Raw genomic sequence first — 20,977 nt, 5'->3', positions numbered from 1 at the left:
GATCCTAGGTCTTGGCGTCGGTGACTTTGGACCCCAGGATCATCCGCGTGCCGATTTCCCAGGCGACGTGCCGCTTGGTGAGGGCGAGCTTGACGATGTCGCCGAAGTGGCGGGCGATGTACTTCGGGCGCAGAAAGAACCGGCGCTTTGCGCGGTTGGTGGCCGCCATCACCGTCTGCTCGTCCAGGCCGTTGCCCTTGAGCAGGTAGTACGAGTACTCCATCTTCGTCCAGTCTTCACTGACGAGCAGGCCTTCACGTTTGGCCTTGTTGTAGAGCTCGGTGCCTGGATACGGGACCGCCGGATAAAAATTCGCGAAGTCGGGGTCGAGGTCGATCGCGTAGTTGATCGTGCGCTCCAGTGCGGCCGCATCTTCGCCGGGGTAGCCGAGGATGAAGAACCCAAACGACTTCACGCCCGAGGCGCGCATGTTGATGAGGGCTTTGCGGATCTTCTCGCTCTCGAGGCGCTTCATCATGTCCTTGCGCGTGTCGTCGCTTTCGGTCTCGATCCCGAGCGCCAGCATCCAGCAGCCCGACCGCTTGAGGCGATCCACAAACGCAGGATCCTGCAGGTTGTCGGCGCGCGCGTTGCCGAACCACTGCACGTCGAGCTTGCGCGCGATGATCTCTTCGCAGATCGCGCTGAACGACTTCACGTTGAGCGTGACCGTGTCGCCCCAGAGGTAGAAGAACTTGACGCCGTGGGTGCGCACCACATGCGCCATTTCATCGACGATCGACGAGGCGCTGCGCTCGCGGAACTTGTGGCCCTGGTGAATGGGTGCGACGCAGAAGTCGCAGGTATACGGGCAGCCGCGGGATGACTCGAGGATCACATACGACTGATTGGCCAGGGGCAGGGTGTACTGCGAGAGGTCGAGCAGGTCCCAGGCCGGGATCGGCGCCGTCAGGAAGTCGTTGAAGCTGCCGTGCGCGCGGTGCGGAATGACTTCGGCGCCGCGTCGATACGTCAGGCTGGCGACATTCCCGATCTCGTTCATGTCCGTCAACGCCGCCAGTTCCAGAGCGCCGTCTTCGGGCTCGCCCACGAACATGCCATCCACCTTCGGCGCGCGAGCCATGGACTCGGCCGGCGTCGTGGACGCATGGGGGCCGAAGCAGAACATCGGCGCCTTGTAGTGGGCCTTGAGCTCGGCCATCGCGGCCGCGTCGGCGACCAACGTCGGCGTGGTGCTGGGAAACAGAATCAGCGTGGGCGCGAAGCCTTCCGCGTCCAGGTCCTTGATGAGGTCCGCCACGCTTCGGCGGGACGCGGTCAGGTCCACCAGCCGCACCTGCTGGCCACGCTGGCGCAGGAGCGCCGCCATGAGCGCCAGCGTGTAGGGCGGCTTGGTGGTGCCCAGCACCTCTTCGCGTTCCTGGCAGCGGCCCTGCCGCGTAAACGCGATGCCGCCCACCAGCGGGGGATTCACCAGAAGTGTGCGGTCGCCGATCATTCCGCCACCCCTTCAGCCACCAGTGCCTGCGTGTCCATCATCGGCACGCCATTGAGCATCGGCGCGCCATCGAGTTCCACTTTGCAGCACCGGCGACACACCGGGAACAGTTTTTCTTCCACCAGCTTCTTCCGCAGTTCCATGTATCGCGGGCCCGTCCACACCTCTTCCAGCGACTGCGTCGTCAAATCCCCCACCTCGAGCCGGATGAACGGGCAGAAGTAGGCCTTGCCGCTGAATGATACCCGCGCGTACAGGAATGGGTAGAGGCATCGGCCGCTGAGTGGCGTGCCGGGCGTGTAGTAGTCCTTCAGAATCGGCGTGCGCACCTTGGGCCGCATATCGAAGCGGACGCCGCGGGCACGGCATTTCGCTGCGAGCGCGTCCACCTGTGTCTGCACGCGCGCCGCATCCAGGCCCGGGTTGTCGGTCACGAACGTGGAGATGACCTTGGGGTCGTCCGTGCCGAGCATGCGGATGGTCTGTTGCACTTCGTCAGGCGTGCTGAACATCAGGTGGTTCAACCCGATGGCATCCACGCCGAGCGACTCGGCCACATCCACCATCTGATCGAGCACGTCCAGACTTTCGTGCGTCACTGTGGTGTTGATGCTGACGCGCAGCGGTGCGCCCTTGCGCTTCGCCGCGGCCTGCAGGCGGGTGAGTCCGGCCGACGTCCGTTCAAAGGTGCCCTTCACACCGCGCGCCAGGTCATGCACCTCGCCCGGGCCGTCGATGGACACGCTGATGTGTTTCAGGAATCCCTTCGCTGCCAGCTCCGCCAGCGCCTCGGCACGTTCGTCATTGATGATCGTGCCGTTGGTCGTGAGATAGCCGCACGTGTATCCCTTGTCGCGGAACATCTCCATGACATCCAGGATGTCTTTGCGCATGAAGATCTCGCCGCCCGTCAGGCTCACCTGCAGGCCGTCCTGCGGCGGGAACGCGCGCTGCAGGACATCGATCGGCATCTCCTGCCGCCATTCGCCTTCCAGGTTCAGCAAGTCGCCCACGTAGCAGAACTCACACGTCAGGTTGCACCGCATCGTCGCTTCGTAGACCACGCCGATGGGCAGGCGTCCGGCGTCGCCGGTTTTCTCGCGCTCGAAACGCTCGATGTGGTTCCGGTACTTCTGGCGGCGGTACTTGGCCCAGAGGCTGGTCAGGGCCGGTACGCTGCGCGCACGGCGGGCCACCACTTCGCGAAGACGTGTGCTCAGGCTCATGCGGTCAGTCGATCTTCCAGATCTCGATGACCGGACCTGGCCGCTCGAGTGCGGGATCCAGACGGGCATCAGTGTTGTGCAGGAACGGCGGCACCATCGCCAGCCGTCCCTGATCGACGTCCGATCGGAACGGGGAAAACGTGGCGACGATACGTCCGCCGCTCGCCAGCGCTCGATCAAGCGACGCCAGCGACGCGTCCGGAACATTGTACCGCTTCAGAACAACGTACTGCACCCCGAGCGCCTTGAGCGGCGCCAGTGTGGGGGCGCTGTCGAATTCCCGTGGAGAAATGTAGATCTTGTCCTTGTCCAGGCCGCCGTCACCGAGATAAATCGTCCGGTAGGCCGGCGCCGGGTAGGGCGACAGGGCCAGTTGCTGTTGGAACTTGATCGTGGCGCGGTCTTCCGACCCCACGGTGTGCCGCAGCGCCTCAATCAGACCCTCGCGCGACTGCCGCAGAGCCACGCTGTAGGGCTGAATCAGGACCGAGGCGCCGGCGGGGATGTCGGTCTCAATCCACCGCTGCGCCAGCGTGCGTGTGTCTGTCTGGCTGAAGAACGAGCCCACGGTGATGCTGGGCTCCAGGCCCCGGATGACCTGGCCGAGGCCGATGATCGCGACGAACAGGATGCCCCACGGCCTGGACGGGAACGCCTTCGCAATCGTCGTCAGCGCCGCGCCCGTGCCCACCGCCAGGAAGGGGAGGATGGGATTCAGATAACGGGTCGCCGGCACTGCGTTCGCGATGAAGAGCAGAAAGACGAGTGGAAACAGCGTCACCAGCAAACCGCGCCGCGGCTGCTGCCAGGCAAACACCAACCCTGTGAGCGACACGGCCCACGCCGATGGTTGCGTCCCGTGCTCCTTCAGCAAGGTGAGGTAGCGCCCGAGACCGGCCCACAGGCTGCTGGACTCGGTGACACGGCCCATGACGATGGCCTGGTTCTGGGTGATGTCGATCCAGGCGGTCTGCAGCTCCGGCAGAAGGAACGGCGAGGCGGCGAGGAACACCGCCGTCGCGGCTGCACCGGCTCGAAGGCCGTCGCGCAACCGGTCTGCCCACGTTACGCCGGGCTGGCTCAGCAGCGCCGCAGCCACCGGCAGTGCCACAAACACCGCGTAGTAGTGCGTAGACATCGCGAGCCCGGCCAGTGCGCCTGTGACCAGGACGTCTCTGGAGCGCGCCCGTCCGTCGGTCGTCACGACGCGGGCCAGCCACACGTGCACGAGCACGATCAGCAGCGTCACCGGCACATCGTGTTTCACGTAGTGCGCATCCATCACCGCGATGGGCATGACGGCCATCATGAGCGCCGCGATGACCGCCGCGCTTCTGTCGAACAGCCGGGCCACGAGCGCCGCCACTGCCGCGATCGTGGCGACGCCACAGAGCGCAGACAACAGGCGACCCGACCAATACAAGCGCGAGGGATCCACGAAGAACTCGCGCTGGAAAGCGGCCAGCGAATCCCACCAGCCCATCACCCAGCCGGCCGCAAACGTGAGGCCCTGCCACGCGAACAGCACGTAGAAGTAAAACGTCGGGTAGAGGAAGTTGTGCGGGTTGAGGTTGCCGGTGCCAAACGCCAGTGCGCGATTCATGATCGCCACTTCGTCCATGTTGTAGACCGCCGGCAGGCCGTAGCCCAGTCCCCTCAGGCGCAGCCAGAGTCCCAGGGCGCAAGCGACGGCCACGAGGGCGAGCGCCAGGCTACGACGCACGGGCCTTCCGTCGCGCGAGCGGCCACACCGAGGTCAGCAGCGCGCGCTCACTGGCGCGAAGGAATCCCCCCGACCACAACAACACGCCAAAGACTACTACCGTCGTCGTTCCCCGTGCGAAGAGTCCTGCCAGTGGCGGCATATCGGGCAGCGCCACTCCTGCCGCAGCGGCCACGACGCCAGCAAGCACCACGCGCGCGATGCGGCCGCGTTCGTAGGTCATGGGGTAGTGCCAGCGCGAGAAGAATCCGGCCACGGCGCCCAGTGTGGCGTATGACAGCGCAAACGCCACGGCCGCGCCCACCACGCCGTAACGCGGCATCAAGATCCAGCCACTACCGAGGCCGACCACCGCCGCCGCAAACGTGGAGAGCGGGTAGTACCGCGTCTGGCTGGTGAGGTTGAGCCCGATGGACGTCAGCAGGTAGACGCCTTGAAACGCGATGCCCAGCGCGATCAGCGGCACCACAAGCGCTGCATCGTCGTAGGCCGCGGGCGTGAGGATCTTCACAAGATCGGTGGCAATGGCGGTGGTGCCCGCAACGAGGAGCGACAACATGGCGATGCCGTAGGTGGTGATTTTCCTGAAGACCATCTGCGGATCGGGTTGTTTGGCCGTCTCGTAATAAAACGGCGCCCAGCCCGTTTCGAACGCCGAGAGAAACAGTTTGATGGCGCGACCGATTGTGGTGCCGATTTGGTAGACGCCGAGGCGGTCGAGCGGAATGAACCGGCCCAGCAGGTAGAGGTTGCCCGCATCAAGCGCCTGTTGCGCCAGGCCGTGCGGCAACCGCGGCAGGCCGAAGCGAAGGCAGAGGCGCAGTTCATTGGCAGAAAAGACCGGCCGCCACATCGCGCGGATCCAGGGCCAGAGCAGGGGCAACAGTACGATCGTCACGATGAGGTCGGCCAGCATCATGCCGGTGATGCCCCAGCCGGCGTAGAGCACGAATCCAAAGCGAAGCAGAAGCGTGGCGACAGAGCGACCGAACGTGAAGGCCGAGAAGGTCACGGCCTCCTTCCGCATCCGCATCACGTGAAACGGCACAAACGTGAACGTCAGCAGGAAGGTGTTGACCAGTACCAGTCGCAGCGCCGTGAGGTATTCGTCCGCGGCGTCACCGAAGAGGTGGCCCGCCAGCCCTGGTGCCGTCAGTAAGAGCAGGAGGAGCAGCCCGCCGGAGGCAACGCCCAGAAACGTCAGCAGCGTGCTGGCGAGTTTCTGTCGTGGCGGGCCCTCGTCCCGATCGAGATAGAAGCGCATGAACGCGCCGTCAAGCCCCCAGCGGAATCCGATCTTGACCAGCGTCTCCGTGACGACCAGCAGCCCCAGCGCGCCATTGTCGGCCGGGGAAAGCACCTTGAGGTACAACGGCAGCAGGGCCATGCTGACCACGGTGACGGCGACGTCGCCGGCGCCGTAGATCGCCACGTTGCGGGTGAGCGCGCCAAGGGGTTTTCTCACGTGCTTATCGTCTCGGCGCCGGTGACAACTGGCCGCCGGTCTCGCGCCACTCGTAGTAGAACACCTGCCGGCCGGGGTTCGCCACCGTCACTTCACGGTCCAGCTCCGGGGTCGCCATGCCGAATAACACCGGCGCATCCCGGAAGGTGGGCGGGTTGCGGTTGAGATCCAGCCGCACCATGTCGGCAGAGGCCGTCTTGAGCAGCACGATGGCGCGATCGAGCTTGGCGGCTTCGACGACGCGGTAGACGTCGCGGCGCGCCAGGACCTGGGTGTAAGCGCGCTGGCCCAGCACCGCGCCCGACGCGATGATGGCAATCGTGGTTGCGGTGAGCACGCCCCAGGCGTACCGGGTGCGCGCGAGGTGGCCCAGGCCGGCGCCCACCAGCAGGGTCATGGGTAGCAGGGCTTCGAAGTAAAAGCGCGGGCCGTAGCGGTTGCCGCCGTGCGACCACCAGAAGACGTAACCCACAATGGGCGCGAGGAGCATCAGCCACAGGAGCCGGCGATGCGCGACGGCCTGGCCGCGAGAGGCGAGTAGCAGCGGCACTGCGACGAACGAGGTGTAGACCACGCCCTCGCCGCACAGGACCACGGCCGTCTTCAGTCCGCGGAAGAGCGAATGGCCGTAACTGGTAAAGCCCAGCGCTTCGCTGGAATCAAACTGGTTCCACGCAAGCGTCCAGGGGGAACCCGTCGCGGCCATGTTGACGCCGAGCAGCACTGCCAGCGCCGGCACGCCGCCGAGGGCGAACCACGCGCCCAGCGGTACAGCGCTGCGATCAGCGGCCCACGCATTCCGGATGATGGGACGACCGAGTCCGACGATGAGCGGCAGGCCGATGAGGAGGGCCGTGTACGGACGCACAAGGACGGCCAGGCCGAAGCAGGCGCCCCCAAGGAGCAGCGGCCAGGCGCCCGGACGTTCTGCGGCCCACGCGAGCGACAGCGCGAGTCCTGTGAGCGCAAAGAGGCACGCGGGGTGGCTGTGGTACGACCCGGCGTTGAGGAGGAAGAACGGCGAGAGGCCGATCACGAGCACGCCGAAAGCCGCGGCGCGCGGGCCCACCCAGGAACAGGCCAGTCGATAGATGCCGGCAAGTGCGAGCGCGGCAAGCAACGGATTGACGAGACCCGGCCATCCCGCACGTGCGCCGACGGCCAGGAGCAACGGCCAGCCCGGAGGGTATTTGCTGAAGCGGCGCCCGCCCACATCGCCGAGGTGATTCTGCTTGAAGGCCTCCGCCGGTTGCGGAGACTCGGCGGTGACGCGCCCTTCGGCAAACGCTTCCGCCTGCCACACGTACGCGTATTCGTCACCCGAGTTGGCGAAGCCCTGGAGCACGTAGATGTGCACGAGCAGCGCGGCGGCGAAGGCGACCGGTACGATGAGTGCCGCCCGCCGCCACGCCGGCGCGTCGACGATCGGCGTCCTCATGATGCCGAGGGGCGGCGTGACGCCAGGGCCACGGCCGCCGCCACGATTGCGGCCGGGTCAATGACCGGAATCCTGAATCGCTCCTGCGGGAAAAACACGAGGCATACGATCACCGACGACAGCGCGAGCAGGCCGAGCGCCCACAGTGGCGACACGCCGGGCCGGCGCAGGAGCACCCACAAGCCGACGAGCGCGAATGGCGCGAGCAGTCCGTACGACACGAGGGACGCGATGTAGTAGCGGTTGGAATGCAGCGTGTATGACGGGCCGATCGGCACAAACGTGTAGAAGAACTTCCTCACTTCAAGCAGCAGCCATCTGCCCGGCTGTTCCTTCACGAACTTCATCACTTCGCTGTAATACACGTCGTCCATCGCCTGGTTGCTGAGTCCAGGGTGGCGGTCTTCGAGCGCCTTGCGCGCCAGGCCCATGTCGGGATTCGCGGCCAGGTCGCCCTCGCCGTGTGCGAGTGGGTTGTTGCCCGTCCACAACGTCACGCCGCCGTGGGCCGCAGTGAGGATGAACTGCCCGTGGACCACGTAGTTGCGCCCGATCCACGGCAGCACCAGAAGGGCCACGCCAAGCGTAAACGCCACGCACAGTTGACGACGTTTGTGCAGCAGCAGCCAGAGTGCGGCGAGCGGGAGGAAAAAGAGCATCGCCTCTTTGGTGAGGAGTGCCGCGCCGGCGATGAGGCCCGCGGCGAGGCCCAGTCGGAGTTGCCGTCCGCCGGTGACGTCACCGGCCCGTTGCAGCACCCAGACGGTGGCGAGCGCGAGCGCGGAATACAGCGGCTCGGTGAGCACGTAGCCGCACACCCAGGCGATCGGCGGATAGACGGCGGCCGCGAGTGCGGCCAGTTTCGCGGCGCGCGGACCTCCGGCGCGGCCGGCCAGTGCCGCCACGAGCACGATGACGAGCGTGCCCATCACACACTGGGCCACCTTGACCGCCGTCGGGATGTGCGACGAGGTGGGCGGCAAGTCGGCCAAACTGGCCGGCGGACTTGTGGTGACCAGCGGGTCTTGTGTCGCCACCAGGATGGTGCTCAGGAACACCACGAACCCCGGTGGCCGCTCGAAGAATCCGCTGGAGTGGGTGGATGCCGGGTAGGTGAAGCCGTGGCCGGTGGCTACGCGTGTGGCGAGCAGCAGGTACTCCTGCTCGTCCTTCATCAGCGGCTTGTCCACCCAGTACACCAGGCCAAATCCCAGGCGCAGCACCAGTCCGAGCAGCGCGGCGCCGGTAATGAACCTGGCGGTCATCGTGTGAAGCGCAGCAGGTTCAGGAAGCACCAGCCCGGAATCGGCAGCAGCCGGGTGAGCGCGCGGTGCAACGGCAGCAGCCGGGCGGGTGACTTGCGAATCCAGCGCGTGAGAATCGGGACCGTCGGGAAGATGCCGCGCCGTTCGACGAGGCGGAAGCCCGTGCGCCGCGCCAGGTCGAGGTATTCGCCGATCGGCCGATCGCCGGGATGTTTCTCGAGGCTCGCCGTATGAATCAGCCGGCCCTGGAGCAGGAAGTGAACGCGTGACTGCAGGTGCGCCAGGTTCGGCACCGAGACGAGTAATTCGCCGCCGGGGCGCAGTACCCGAAACAGCTCCGCGAGCGCCTTCGGCTGATCTTCGAAGGTCAGGTGTTCAAGCACGTCCAGGCAGGTGGCGCGGTCAAACGAGGCGTCGGGGTAGGGCAGCGCGAGCAGCGACCCTCGGGTGACGCACTCCGAGCTGTAGTTCGGGTCGATCCCCTCGATAGCGAGGCGGTTCCGGAACTCCTCAACCAGCACGCCTTCGCCACACCCCGCGTCGAGCACCCGAGTTTCGCGTGGCAACGCCGCGAGGTAGCTGCGCACGTAGGTGAGCTTGGCGAGGTAGGTGGGGTAGAACTCCCAGTCGGGTGAAGGCTCGCGATGGTAGTCGCCGCGGACTGCGTACTCTCCCGTGGGGGTGCCGGTCATGCCGTGGGAGATTGTACCGCGCTGACGGGTAGCTTCAGGATTCTTCACCATGAAGTTCCATGAAGATCCATGAAGTTCAGCGTGCCGTCGGAAAGCGCGGGGTTGGGGGCCCAGCTTTGCTGGGCCAGCGCGGCCGGAGGGAAGTCACACACGAACGCAGCCAAGAGCCAAAACGACCTCTGATAACCAAAACGACCTCTGAGGTAATTACCTGCATTGTTCAGGGTAATTACCTCAGAGGTCGTTTTGCACGGTCGCTGCGTTCGTGTGTGACTTCCCTCCGGTCGCGCATGCCGCCTAAGGCGGCACCCAACCCCGCGCCTTCATGGAGCTTCATGCGCTCCATGGTGAAAATTCTTAGCGGCCGCCGCCCCCGCCGCCGCGGCCGGTGGTGGTGGGCGGTTTGGCGCCTGGCGCGGTGGTGCCGGGCTGCACGGGGATGATCACGCCGGGAATCGTGGACGTCACCACGCCGCCTGGGCCCACGCGCAGGTTCGACGAATTGGGTGTGGGCTGACCCGCAGGCGGTGTGTCGGGTGTCACCGGCGGCCTGTCACCGACGAGTGGACGCACCGGTGGAATCTCATCGTCTGGCGACCCCTGAATCATGCGGGGCGCGGCCTGCGGCTGCGGCGGCTCCTGGAAGTTCATCCGGGTGGCCGGCGGCGGCGTGGCATACGAGCCTGACGACCCGCCTGACGTGATCGACCGGGTGGCCTGGATGAACACGGCCTCCACCACCGACACGTTGGGCGAAGGCGCGATACGCATCGACGCACCGTAGCCCGGCAGGTCGCGCAGCAACGTGCGCAATACCGCAGCCTCAGGTTCGTTGCGGAACTCCATCGGGAACACGGCAGGGCCGGTAATCTTGTCCGCGTTCGTGATCCGGCTCCCGCCCTTACGCGCCCATTCGGCCAGGATCTCGCGCAGAGTCACGTTTTCGGCGACGAGCGTTACGCGGCCCTCGTTGAACGAGATCTCCAACTTGCGCGAGGCCACCTGGGCCTGCGAGGCCGCAGCCGCGATGAAGAGCGAGGCGACGCCGACGATTACCTGTCTGACCATTACTGTGGACCTCACTTCCATTCTACGCCTCGTTTGGACGCCGCGGGAGCAGGGAAGGCCGGGCGCCTCGGAGGCCGCGAAGGGCGTCGGCGCAATGGCGAAATGTCACAAATGTCCGAAATGGCGAATTGTCTGCAATGCGGGAGTGGCTAAATGCTCGAATGTCGAAGGCGCGCAATGGGCGAATGACCCTGGAGCAGCAGATTCAACCATTGGAGGGCAAAGACATTCCAGGATTCTGCCCTGCAATTGGTTTGTCCGCAGTTCGCCATTTCGGACATTTGTGGCATTTCGCCATTTTCAGGCGAGGCTCAAATGAGCCGAGACACCCAGAGCGGCGAATCCTTCTTGGGCAGATCGCACGAGCGGCAGATTTCAGGCCCGCCATTTTCGAGGTGCTGCCGTCGCACGCCGAGGTAGGCCGGGCCGTTCCAGACCTCGGCAATTGTGGAGGTCCGTAGGTCGCCGAGGATGTGGCGGCCGTCGAAGTCGGCGCAGCAGAGCGACACGCGGCCGTCCCACAACACCGTGAACGTCTGCCACATGCGGTAGCACGGGTAATTCACGTCCGACGTCGCGTTGAGCGTGCCCGCCCAGTTGTGCAGGTCGGTGATGTGCACCTTGTCGGCAATTTTCCGCCAGTGTTCGATGAACTGCTGCTCGTCCACCGAGTTGTTCTGCCGCACAAACGAGAGAATGAGCTTCGGCCGGACGCGGCCGCTCGCCTTGCGCAGCCGCACCAGCGTTTCGATGTTGTTGATGACGACGTCGTAGTCGAGGTTGAGGCGGGTGCTTTCAAACACCTCTTTGCCCGAGGCGTCCACGCTGATGTTGATCGCATCAAGCCCGGCGTCGATCATGCCCTGCGCGATGTCCTCGGTGATGAGCGATCCGTTGCTGATCATGCCCACTTCGGCGATGCCACGCTCCTTGGCGTAGCGCACCTTTTCGACGAGCTGCTTGTCGAGGAAGGGTTCACCGTAGTTATGGACCCGGACGTGCGTGATGCCCAGCGTGACGCACTCGTCAACGACCTTCTTGAACAGGTCCATGTCCATGACGCCCTGGCGCCGGTGCATCTCGTCGCGCGGGCAGAAGACACACTTCGCGTTGCACAGATTGGTGCTTTCGATCTGGACGATGTCGGGCCAGCGGGGCGTGCGCTCGCGCCCGGCCTTGAGCATGGCCGCCCTGACGGTCTTCGCATTCCGGAGCAGGGCGCGCTCGACAAGCTTCCGCGCGCGGGTGGAAAGTCCTGGCACGTCTCTATTCTCGCCTTGAGGCCGCCGCGGCCCTCTCGTGGTCGATGACCCGCTGCAGAATCTCGTTGAGACCCACTTTTGGCGTGTATCCCACGGCCGCGTTGATTTTCTGCAGGTTGGGCACGCGCCGCGGCATGTCCTCGAACCCGGCCTCATACGCCTGGTCGTAGGGAATGAGCACGATGTCTGAAGCGGATCCCGTCATCGCCTTGACCCGCTCTGCTAGGGCCATCATGGAGATCTCTTCGTGATTGCCGATGTTGAAGACTTCGCCGATCGTGTCGGGCGCCTCAGCCAGCCGCAACAGGCCGCTCACCACGTCGCCCACGTACGTGAACGCGCGCGACTGCGTGCCGTCGCCAAAGACCGTGATCGGCTGCCCGGCGAGCGCCTGGCCCACAAACGTCGGAATCACCATGCCGTAGCGGCCGGTCTGTCGCGGCCCGACGGTGTTGAACAGCCGGACCACCACCACCGGCAACTCGTATTCCTTGAAGTACGCCAGCGCCAGAAATTCGTCGAGCGCCTTGCTGCACGCATACGCCCAGCGATGTTTGCTCGTCGGGCCCATGACGAGGTCTGCCGTTTCGGTAAAGGGCACCGCCGTGCTCTTGCCGTAAACCTCGGATGTTGAGAACACGATCACGCGCTGCTTGCCGCGTTTGGCCTGCTTGAGCACCACCTCGGTGCCATGCACGTTGGTTTCGATGGTCCGGACCGGGGCTTCGACGATCAGCTTCACGCCGACGGCCGCGGCCAGGTGAAAGACCACGTCGGAGCGGTCCACCATCTCGCCCACGAGCGGCTCATTCATCACCGTGTCGACCGTGTAGCGGAAGTGCGGGCGTTCCATCAGGTGCCGGATGTTGTCGAGCGACCCCGTGGAGAGGTCGTCGATGACCTCCACGCTGTGGCCCGCATCGAGGAGCGCCTCAGCCAGGTGCGACCCCACAAATCCCGCTCCGCCCGTCAACAACGCTCTCATCGTCTTGCCATCTCCAGAATGACGTCCGCTGCCCGCGCGGCGGATCCCTGCTTCGGCCGAAGGCCGTACCGGGCGACGAAGGCGTCGGCGGCAGCGGTCACAGTGGCCCGAACCTCCCGATCATACAGGAGGCGCTCGAGCGTCTCCCCGATCCCGATCGCATTGTCGGCCGCATCGACGCCGGCCATCACGCCCTCGTCCACGAAAGGGCTGAGGTTGCTGGGGCGGCCCAGCACCAGCGCCGGCAGGCCGAGCACGAGGGCATCGATGGCCACGGTGGAGTTGCGGGTGAGCACAGCGTCGGCCACCGACAGCACCCTGGACAAATCGGTGTCGGCCGCCAGAATCGTGACGTTGCCCAGGCCTGAGAAGTACGGTGCGTAGACGTCGCCGGTCTCGGCCGGGTGGGCCTTGATGGCCAGCCGCATTTCGGGCTTCTGGCGCATCAGGTCCGCCAGTGCCGGCAGGGCGTCGCGGACCTCTGTGAACTTCGCGACGAGCACGGCCAGCTTCTGACCGGCGCCGGTGCTGCCCGTGAGCGCTCGCATCGCGGCGCGATCCGCGTCGCTGAATGTCGCCATGCGCGTGACCAGCGCGTCGAGTCCCGGGCTGCCGGTCACCTCGAGGCGATCTGCGGGGAACGCGCCGGCCGAGCGCAGGTGCGCCTCGGCGTAGCTGTTGAAGAGCAGTGTCTTGTCGGGCAAGGGGAACCCCCGGTCGGCGCCTGCCGCCAGCATCTCGTCGGGCTCGTGCAGGTAATTGAGCCAGTGGCGATAGATGAAGCCGTGCTGCAGGCCCACCGACGCGACACCGCGCCGGCGCGCTTCAAGCACAAGCGCGCGGCCCCATCCGCCGGCTTCGGCGTAGGTGACCACGGTGTGGCATTCGAGAGCGTCGATGGCCGCGCCGGCTTCATCCATCGCGCGCGCGGACCAGGGCCACTGCACGAGCGCGGCGCCACGCAATTCGTGCTTCAGCACGGGCCAGAGGTCGCAGCCGTAGACGAGGGCGGCGGCTCGGATGCCCTCGCCGCCGACCACCTCGTCGGCGAGCGCGGATCGGTCGCGCCAGAGCGCGAGCGATCCGCTGAGTGCGGACCACGGCGCCAGATCTTCGACCGGAGTGATCGTGTCGGACGTGGGCGCCGTGGTGATGGGGTCCCACCAGCGCCGCGTCGTGAAGTTGCGCTTGGGGCCTACGCCGACCAGACGCAACGCGTCTGGTGCGGCGGCGGTGATCGCGTCGAGGACGGGGCCGATGTAGCCTTCCGTCCCGCCGTCGGCGTCTTCACCGGCGCGCCAGAAGGCGGTGTGGACGAAGGCCGCGATCGCGCCTGGTGTGGGCGGCGCGGGGCGGCTGCCCCGCAGCCGCCCCGCGGTCTGCGACACCGTGCGGCGCGCGCGCGACAGGGCGGCGGTGACGCCGACCTTCGCGCCGGGCCAGTAGAGGCGTGGCGGCGCGGAAGCGCCGCCACGCACGTCGATGGGGACGCCCCGCGCGGCGCCGAAGGCGCGCGCGGCGGCGATGGTGGCGGCGTCGGCCGCCGTCACCACGAGCCGCGCGGGCGCATGCTGCGCCCGCGCGTGGTCGAGCGCCAGCACCGTCAGCACCGCCTGGTCGAGTTGCCGCATCTTCTGCAGATACAACTCGGTGAACCACCACAACGAGTCGTCCCGGTACCGGAAGCGGTCACGCATCGACACGCCGCCGTACGAGACGAGGCGCAGCCGCTTGATCCAGGCGTTGGTCTCTGCGCGTGCACGGTCGGCCAGATCGGGCGTGGCAAGCGCGGTGAACGCCACTTCGTGTGCGGCTCCCTGCGCCGAGATGCACGTGACCCGGGTGTCGGCCATGTCAGCGCGCGCTCTCGGCCATGAGTTCACGCGCGGCACGGACTACGGCGTCCACCGTGATGCCGTCCATGCAGTCGGGCACATGTCCGCGGCAGCGCTCAGGTGGCAAACGCACCTGGCCGCAGGGGCTGCACGGCAGTTGCACGCGCAACACACGCTGCTGCGTGGCGAGCGGGCCGTATCGTCGCGGGTCTGACGGCCCGAACAGCGCCACCACCGGCGTGCCCACGGCGGCCGCCAGGTGCATCGGGCCGGTGTCGCCGGTGACGAGCACATCCAGCCGCGCCAACAGGGCGGCCGTGCCTGGCAAGTCGAGGGCCCCGGCCGTGTCAATAATCGGCCGGTCGCCAATCGCGCGGCGCACCTGATCGACGATGGCCTTGTCGCCGGCGGCGCCGGTGAGCACCACGGTGGCGCCGGGCTCGTTGGTGAGCGCGCGGCCGACGGCCGCGAACCGGGAGAGGTGCCACTGCTTGGACTCGCGGCCGCCACTGACGTGCAGGCCGATGAGTCGCGTGGCGTCGCGGCCGGCCAGCACGCGGTCAGCGGCAGCCGACGCGCTGCGGTTGGGCACCAGCCGCGGCCCCGGCGCCGGGTGTGGCGTCGCGCCGCCGGACGCATGTTGAATCAACGCGAGGGCGTTGGCCGAGACGTGCGAGTTCCGGTCGTACGCGAGCGCGTCGGTGAGGAAGTGTCCACCGCCGCCGGTCCAATAACCCAGGCGATGCGGGGCGCCACTGCGCCACGCCAGCAGGTTCGTGCGGATATCGGGCTCGAAGGCGATCACCATGTCGTAGCGCCGTTCGCGCCACGCACCCGCGCGCGCGAGCAGGCCACTCCACGAGAGGCCGGTGCCCTCGCGTGCCAGCCACGGGACGTCGATGCTGTCCACGCGGCCCACGCCGGGAATCAACTCGGCCAGCGGCACGTTCCAACTGCCGACGGCGAGATCGATCGCGGCGTCAGGCCAGACGGCCCGAGCGGCGGCGACGGCGTCCAGCACCATGAGGAGATCGCCGATGCGTTCAAGACGCAGCAGCAGCACACGTTTGGGTGGCCCGGCGGGGCGCTCGGGGCGGCGCCAGCCGAGCGGGGTCAACGCGATGTCGGCCAGGCCCACCAGCAGCCGTTCGCGAGGCCTGTAGATCTGCAGGTGGTCAAACATCGCGCCTACCGCACCGCCACGCTGTCCACGAGTACGCCGAGGTAGCGCGTGTCGAGGGCGCGCCCGTGCTCGTTCGGCCTCCAGAGTGTGGACTCGAATCGCAGCTCCGCCGGAACCACCGATGCGGCGGCCTTGGCCGCCAGCGCCTCGGAAATGGGAAACACGTAGGTCTGGAATCCCGGCCCCACGGCCGTCTCGCCAATCAACACGTCGTCGAGGAGCACTCGCACGCGCGCCGGTGTGGCGCCGGCGGGCCGGCCACCATCACTCATCACCATCGTCACGGATCGCTCCCCGCCTTCAAGCCCTGAGAGGGCGACAAAGGACCGGTCCTGCGTCCAGCGGACGGTGCGACCGTCGACCTGTTCCTTGGCGTGGAATCGCAGCACATGCAGATCATCGCGCACCCCGAGGTCGAGCGTGAAGGGGCCGCTCGGGCTCTGGCCGATCGTCAGTTGATAGACGCCGTAGTCAAATTCCTTGCGGCGCACCGCCCGCGGCAGGCGATCGGTTGTCACTTCGAACTCGTCGATCTGCACGCGGTCGCTGTCGATCGGCGTGGCGACGAGGCCTTTCGACAAGAGCGTCGTGCCGCCCGTACCGACGAAGAAGACCCGGTCATATTCCCTGAGTGCCATTTCGAGGAACACGCGGAACCTGACGCGATCGGGCCTCGCGGAATTGAGCACCAGCACGGGCTTCGCGTAGATGTAGGACAGGGGCAGTCCCAGGACGTGGATATCGGACTCCGCGTCGCGCGACTCCATGATGATGAGATCACGCTCGGTGAACCGTGCCGCCAGCCGCTCCACGTACGGAATGATGTGGCGATATTCCACATGCGGGATAAGTGGCGCGGCCGCCACCGCGTAGTGTTGTGCCACCACACCCAGAAACAACGCGCCGGCGATGGGCCGCACGAGGGCGATGCCGCGAAGACGACCGCTCAACGGGCCAAGTGCCGCCGAGGCTGCAAGGAGCAGCGCACCCGGAAGGATGATCGCCAGGAACCGTCGTGACAACCAGAAATGTTCGGGCACGATGTGGATCTTGTAGAGCAGGAACGTGGCAAAGGCGGCGAACGACAGCACAAATGCCGGGTCGCGCCAAAAGCCCTTGCGCGCAATGAGCACCAGGCCCGCCATCGCGGCCACCAGCATCGGCCACCACAGGTAAATATCCACAAACGTCCGCACAGCGTCGGCGTCGTGTTGCGCCAGTTTGCCGCCCTGCGCGCGGAACAAATACCCGTACGTCGCAAGCGCCACCACCACGGCTGCAAGTCCGATCGGAATCCACCGTGCGGCCACGCCCGGATGACGCCGACGGGCCCACCACAGGAAGCTCAACAGGGCCAGGCCAGCGACGATGCCGCCGATGACGTTGATTTGGGGCAGGTTGGTCAGGTAGATATTCGGGCGCCAGAAGTAGCCGCGCATCAGACCCGACAGGTAGTAGTAGCCCACCCATGAGGCTGCTGCCATCGGCAGGAGGAATCGCACTTTCAGGCGGTCCTTTGAGGAGACCAGCCACACGAGCACTGCCGTGCCTGTCATGACCACGATCGGCAGTGCCGCTTCCACTCTCGAGAACAGCTGCAGGCCGATCACCCACGCCGCCACAGGTCCGAAGAACGCATCATCGTCCTGGTGCGCCCGCGCGAATGCCAGGAGCGACACGAAGAGGCCGGCTTGCAGCACGATGTCGCTGTTCGGATATCGCGCGAACCAGACCTGTGTAACGTGGAGTCCGAGCAGCGCCGCCGCCGCGAAACCCGTCCACCGGCCGAAGAGGCGCGCGCCCACGAAGTACACGCCCAGAAGTCCGGCGAGGCCCCACCATCCGACGGTCTGGCGCGCGCCGGTGATCCCGCCGAAGCCATAGGCGACGGCGATCGACGCCGGAAACAGGTGCGGGAACTGGCCCACCACACTTCCCTTGGCCGGGTCGTGGATGAAGAACCCCATGAATCCCTGGCTGTAGTACTCAACCATGTGCTGTGAAGGGAAGAACAGATCACGCGCAAAGTCCGGCACCAAGGCAATGGCGTGATCAGTGATCACCAGCGTGCCGCGCTGCGCGATCTGCACGCCCTCGTTGACGTACACGCCCGGATCTTTGCCACCGATGATGTACTCGGATGCGGGCCAGAATCGCCACACGCCAAGCACGATCAGGCAGACCGGCAGCACGATGGTCCATGTCGGGTGTGTGGCGGTGCCGCGATACGCCAGGCGTCCGCGCGCGATCAGGAGCATCACCGCCGCGACGGTCCCGTTGACGGCGAGCAGCCATTCGAATCGATAGACGCCCGCGGCCGCGAGGGCGAGCACCACCGTGAGAGACCAGGCGATGCTGAGGTTCACGTGCCAGAACACGCGTTCCTCGGCGTCGAGCGCGCTGCGACGGTCTCTCTGCCAGAGCGGCAGGCGATACAGAATTGCGCCAGGAAGATAGGCGACCAGCAGCAACGCGACCAGCGTCGCGATCATCACGCGTTACCTGCCGTCGGCGTCCGCGGCGCTGAACCTGTGCACCGCATCGGCCACGCGATCGACCTCGTCGTTGGAGAGGGCAGGGTGCAGGGGCAGCGAGAACACTTCGTCGCACACCCGATCGGCGTTTGGACTTGCCGCCGCCGGTATTCCGGCCAGGGCGGGCTGGCGCGGAATGGGCACCGGATAGTGAATGAGCGTCTCAATCCCGTTGTTTCGCAGGTGCGCCTGCGCCTGTTCACGGTGAGCCGATCGCACGGGGAAGAGATGGTAGACGTGGCCCGGGTCTTTCTCGGGCGGCACAATCACGGGCGCGCCAACCAGGGCCGTGCGATACCGCGCGGCAATTTCGCGGCGGCGGTCCGTCCACGCCGGCAACAACGCCAGGCGCTCGCGCAGGATCGCCGCCTGCATCTCGTCCAGGCGGGTGTTCACGCCGAACTCGAGGTGGTGATACCGATCCTTCTGGCCGCCGTTGCGCAGGCGTCGGAGTTTGTCGGCCAGCGCGGCATCGCTTGTGATGATGGCGCCGGCGTCGCCGAGGGCGCCCAGGTTCTTCGTGGGATAAAAGCTGAACGCGCCGGCTGCGCCGATGGTGCCGACCGGTCGTCCATCAGACTTTGCGAGATGCGCCTGGCAGGCGTCTTCGACGATCACCAGATTGTGGCGCGTCGCGATGGCCGCGATAGCCGTCATGTCGGCCGGTTGCCCGTACAGATGCACCGGCAGAATCGCCGCCGTGCGTGGCGTCACCAGGGCATCCACCTGCGCCGGGTCGAGCGTGAGGCGGTCGATGTCGATGTCGGCGAACACCGGCGTGGCGCCCGCCATCATGATGGCCAACGCCGAGTACGCGGCCGAGAGTGGCGCCGTGATCACTTCGTCGCCGGGGCCGATGCCGAGCGCGCGCAACGCGAGCGCAATCGCGTCCGTTCCTGTGCCTACACCCACCGCATGGGCGGCGCCCGAAGCCTGCGCAAATTCAGTTTCGAAGGCCGTGAGTTCAGGGCCCAGAATGAACCACCCGCGTGCGATCACGCGATCGATGGCCGCGCGAATGGCGCCGGCGTCGGCGCCCGGCGTCAAGTGCATGAACGGGATGGCGGCAGGGGTAGTCACGCGGGCGTCTCCGAGTCGTTCACATAGTGTCGGCGATGGTCGCGATAAAACGCCAGCGTCCGTGACAGGCCCTCGCGCAGGTCGATGGTGGACTGCCAGCCCGTGGCGGTCCTGAAGCGCGCTGAGTCGGTGATGAACGACCCGATATCGATCTTCTTTTTCTCTTCGGGCCAGGGCACGTAGCGCACGCGTCCGGTGCCGGCAATGTCGATCAACGTTTCCACCAGATCACGGTGCGCGATGTGTTCGTGGCCCCCGACGTTGAGTGCCAGGCCGTTCACCTCGTCGGTGGCCCCGGCCAGCAGGAAGGCGCGGGCCGCGTCATCCACGTAGACGAAGTCTCGCACCTGGGAGCCGTCACCGAAGATCTGGATTTCGCCGGCGTCCAGGGCCAGGCGGATGAACCAGCCGATGAATCCCTGGCGGTTGTGCCTGATGAGCTGCCGGGGTCCATACACGTTGGTCAGGCGCAGCGAACACGCGCGCACGCCGAAGACGTTGTTGTAGACCAGGTGATATTGCTCTCCGGCGGCCTTGTTGATGCCGTTGATGTCTGTGGGCCGCACCAGGTGTGACTCGTCCACCGGCAACCGGTCGGGACGCCCGTAGATCTGGCGCGTGCTCGCGTAGACGACCTTGGCGGCGGGGTTGTGCCGCCGGCAGGCTTCGAGCAGGATGAGCTGGCTGCGGCAGTTGATGTCGAGATCGGTTTCCGGATCCCGCATGCTGTCGATGTGGCTGACCTGGCCGGCGAGGTTGAAGATGACCTCGCGATCGCGCACCAGGTAGTTCATTGTGCTGGCCTGGCGCACGTCGGCCACGTTCACGCGCACGCGCCCTTCGAGGCCCGAGATGTTGAACAGGTTGCCGCCGTAGTCGGGAATCAGCGAATCGACCAGGAGGACGTCGGCGCCCAGGTCCGCCAGATGGCGAGCGAGGTTCGACCCGATAAAGCCCAGCCCGCCGGTGATGAGCACCGGCCGGTCGCGGTAGAAGCCACCGTAGTCGCTCATGCCGCGCCCGTCTTCCGGTGGGTGCCGACCACCACCAGTTTCATCCACAGCTTGAACACGTCCTGCGCGGTATGCCAGAGCCGGGGGAAGTTGAAGAACTGCGACTTGCCGTGCGTGCGGTGATAGTGGTGCACGGGCACTTCCTCGATGCGGCAGCCGGCATCGGTCAGCTTTTTCATCAGTTCGAGGCAGATGACGCCGCTGTTGTGTTCAAGCGTGATGCGGTCGAACACCGTGCGTCGAATCAGGCGGAAGTCGCAATCCACGTCGCGCACCTTGAGGCCGAACAGGATTTTGACGGTGTGGTGGTAGACGCGGCCGATGATGATGCGGTGCATCGGGTCGGACCGGCTGATCTTGTAGCCGTTCACCACGTCCACGCCCGGGGTCATCTTCGGCCAGAGCGCTTCCATTTCCGTGGGGTCGTACTGGGCATCGCCGTCGGTATAGAAGATCAGGTCCTTGCGTGATTCGGAGAACCCGGTGCGCAGCGCGCCGCCGTAGCCCCGATTGGCCGGGTGATGGATGACCCGCACTTCCGGGTAGGTCTGCGCCAGTTCTTCAGCAATCTCGGCGGTGTGATCGGCGCTGCCGTCATTGACCACGAGGATCTCAAAGTCGTTCGTCAGTTTCTGCGCGCTGGACCGGGCCGCGATCACCAGGCTGGCAATGGTCCCGCTGTCGTTATACGCCGGAAAAAAGATGCTGAGTCCGGGGGCTGTGGGTGAAGTGGCGCTGACCATCGATCC

At 66.2% G+C, this 20,977-nt stretch carries 16 protein-coding genes; all 16 read right to left on the bottom strand.

The window, feature by feature from the left end; translation table 11 throughout:
• Positions 1-4: 4 nt before the first annotated feature.
• Positions 5-1,459 (bottom strand): radical SAM protein, encoded by a 1,455-nt coding sequence (locus tag IPL75_18320; protein MBK9242154.1) that lies wholly within the window; start codon positions 1,457-1,459, stop codon positions 5-7.
• Positions 1,456-2,685 (bottom strand): radical SAM protein, encoded by a 1,230-nt coding sequence (locus IPL75_18315; GenBank protein MBK9242153.1) that lies wholly within the window; start codon positions 2,683-2,685, stop codon positions 1,456-1,458. The genes IPL75_18320 and IPL75_18315 overlap by 4 nt, the downstream gene beginning before the upstream one ends.
• Before the next feature lie 4 nt (positions 2,686-2,689).
• Entirely contained in the window at positions 2,690-4,408 is a 1,719-nt protein-coding gene (locus IPL75_18310) for a glycosyltransferase family 39 protein (protein ID MBK9242152.1), read from the bottom strand.
• Positions 4,398-5,873: a lipopolysaccharide biosynthesis protein gene (locus tag IPL75_18305; protein MBK9242151.1), complete on the bottom strand. Its 1,476-nt coding sequence runs from the start codon at positions 5,871-5,873 to the stop codon at positions 4,398-4,400. Before IPL75_18305 ends, IPL75_18310 begins: the two co-directional genes overlap by 11 nt.
• 4 nt (positions 5,874-5,877) lie before the next feature.
• Entirely contained in the window at positions 5,878-7,311 is a 1,434-nt protein-coding gene (locus IPL75_18300; GenBank protein MBK9242150.1) for a glycosyltransferase family 39 protein, read from the bottom strand.
• Complete coding sequence (locus IPL75_18295) at positions 7,308-8,576, bottom strand: glycosyltransferase family 39 protein (GenBank protein ID MBK9242149.1); 1,269 nt, start codon at positions 8,574-8,576, stop codon at positions 7,308-7,310. Before IPL75_18295 ends, IPL75_18300 begins: the two co-directional genes overlap by 4 nt.
• Entirely contained in the window at positions 8,573-9,268 is a 696-nt protein-coding gene (locus tag IPL75_18290; GenBank protein MBK9242148.1) for a methyltransferase domain-containing protein, read from the bottom strand. Before IPL75_18290 ends, IPL75_18295 begins: the two co-directional genes overlap by 4 nt.
• A 357-nt stretch (positions 9,269-9,625) precedes the next feature.
• On the bottom strand, positions 9,626-10,336 hold the full coding sequence (locus IPL75_18285) for a hypothetical protein (GenBank protein ID MBK9242147.1): 711 nt from the start codon (positions 10,334-10,336) through the stop codon (positions 9,626-9,628).
• Positions 10,337-10,647: 311 nt separating this feature from the next.
• Entirely contained in the window at positions 10,648-11,598 is a 951-nt protein-coding gene (locus IPL75_18280) for a radical SAM protein (protein MBK9242146.1), read from the bottom strand.
• 4 nt (positions 11,599-11,602) lie between these two features.
• A complete protein-coding gene (locus IPL75_18275) occupies positions 11,603-12,583 on the bottom strand; it encodes a GDP-mannose 4,6-dehydratase (protein ID MBK9242145.1) in 981 nt (326 codons plus the stop codon).
• A complete protein-coding gene (locus IPL75_18270) occupies positions 12,580-14,436 on the bottom strand; it encodes a hypothetical protein (protein MBK9242144.1) in 1,857 nt (618 codons plus the stop codon). Before IPL75_18270 ends, IPL75_18275 begins: the two co-directional genes overlap by 4 nt.
• A 1-nt stretch (position 14,437) precedes the next feature.
• Positions 14,438-15,601, bottom strand: coding sequence for a glycosyltransferase family 9 protein (locus IPL75_18265; GenBank protein ID MBK9242143.1), 1,164 nt, complete (start codon positions 15,599-15,601; stop codon positions 14,438-14,440).
• A gap of 5 nt (positions 15,602-15,606) precedes the next feature.
• Positions 15,607-18,093 (bottom strand): glycosyltransferase family 39 protein, encoded by a 2,487-nt coding sequence (locus tag IPL75_18260; GenBank protein ID MBK9242142.1) that lies wholly within the window; start codon positions 18,091-18,093, stop codon positions 15,607-15,609.
• A 6-nt stretch (positions 18,094-18,099) separates the two neighbouring features.
• Positions 18,100-19,188, bottom strand: a complete 1,089-nt coding sequence (locus IPL75_18255) for a DegT/DnrJ/EryC1/StrS family aminotransferase (GenBank protein ID MBK9242141.1) — start codon at positions 19,186-19,188, stop codon at positions 18,100-18,102.
• A 23-nt stretch (positions 19,189-19,211) separates the two neighbouring features.
• The gene (locus IPL75_18250) at positions 19,212-20,228 is read right to left on the bottom strand and encodes an NAD-dependent epimerase/dehydratase family protein (GenBank protein MBK9242140.1); all 1,017 of its coding nucleotides are present in this window, start codon (positions 20,226-20,228) and stop codon (positions 19,212-19,214) included.
• On the bottom strand, positions 20,225-20,971 hold the full coding sequence (locus tag IPL75_18245; GenBank protein ID MBK9242139.1) for a glycosyltransferase family 2 protein: 747 nt from the start codon (positions 20,969-20,971) through the stop codon (positions 20,225-20,227). The genes IPL75_18250 and IPL75_18245 overlap by 4 nt, the downstream gene beginning before the upstream one ends.
• Positions 20,972-20,977 lie beyond the last annotated feature (6 nt).

The organism is Acidobacteriota bacterium (genome assembly GCA_016716905.1).
Taxonomy (GTDB): domain Bacteria; phylum Acidobacteriota; class Vicinamibacteria; order Vicinamibacterales; family SCN-69-37; genus SYFT01.
This window is presented reverse-complemented; position numbering and strand designations above follow the sequence as displayed.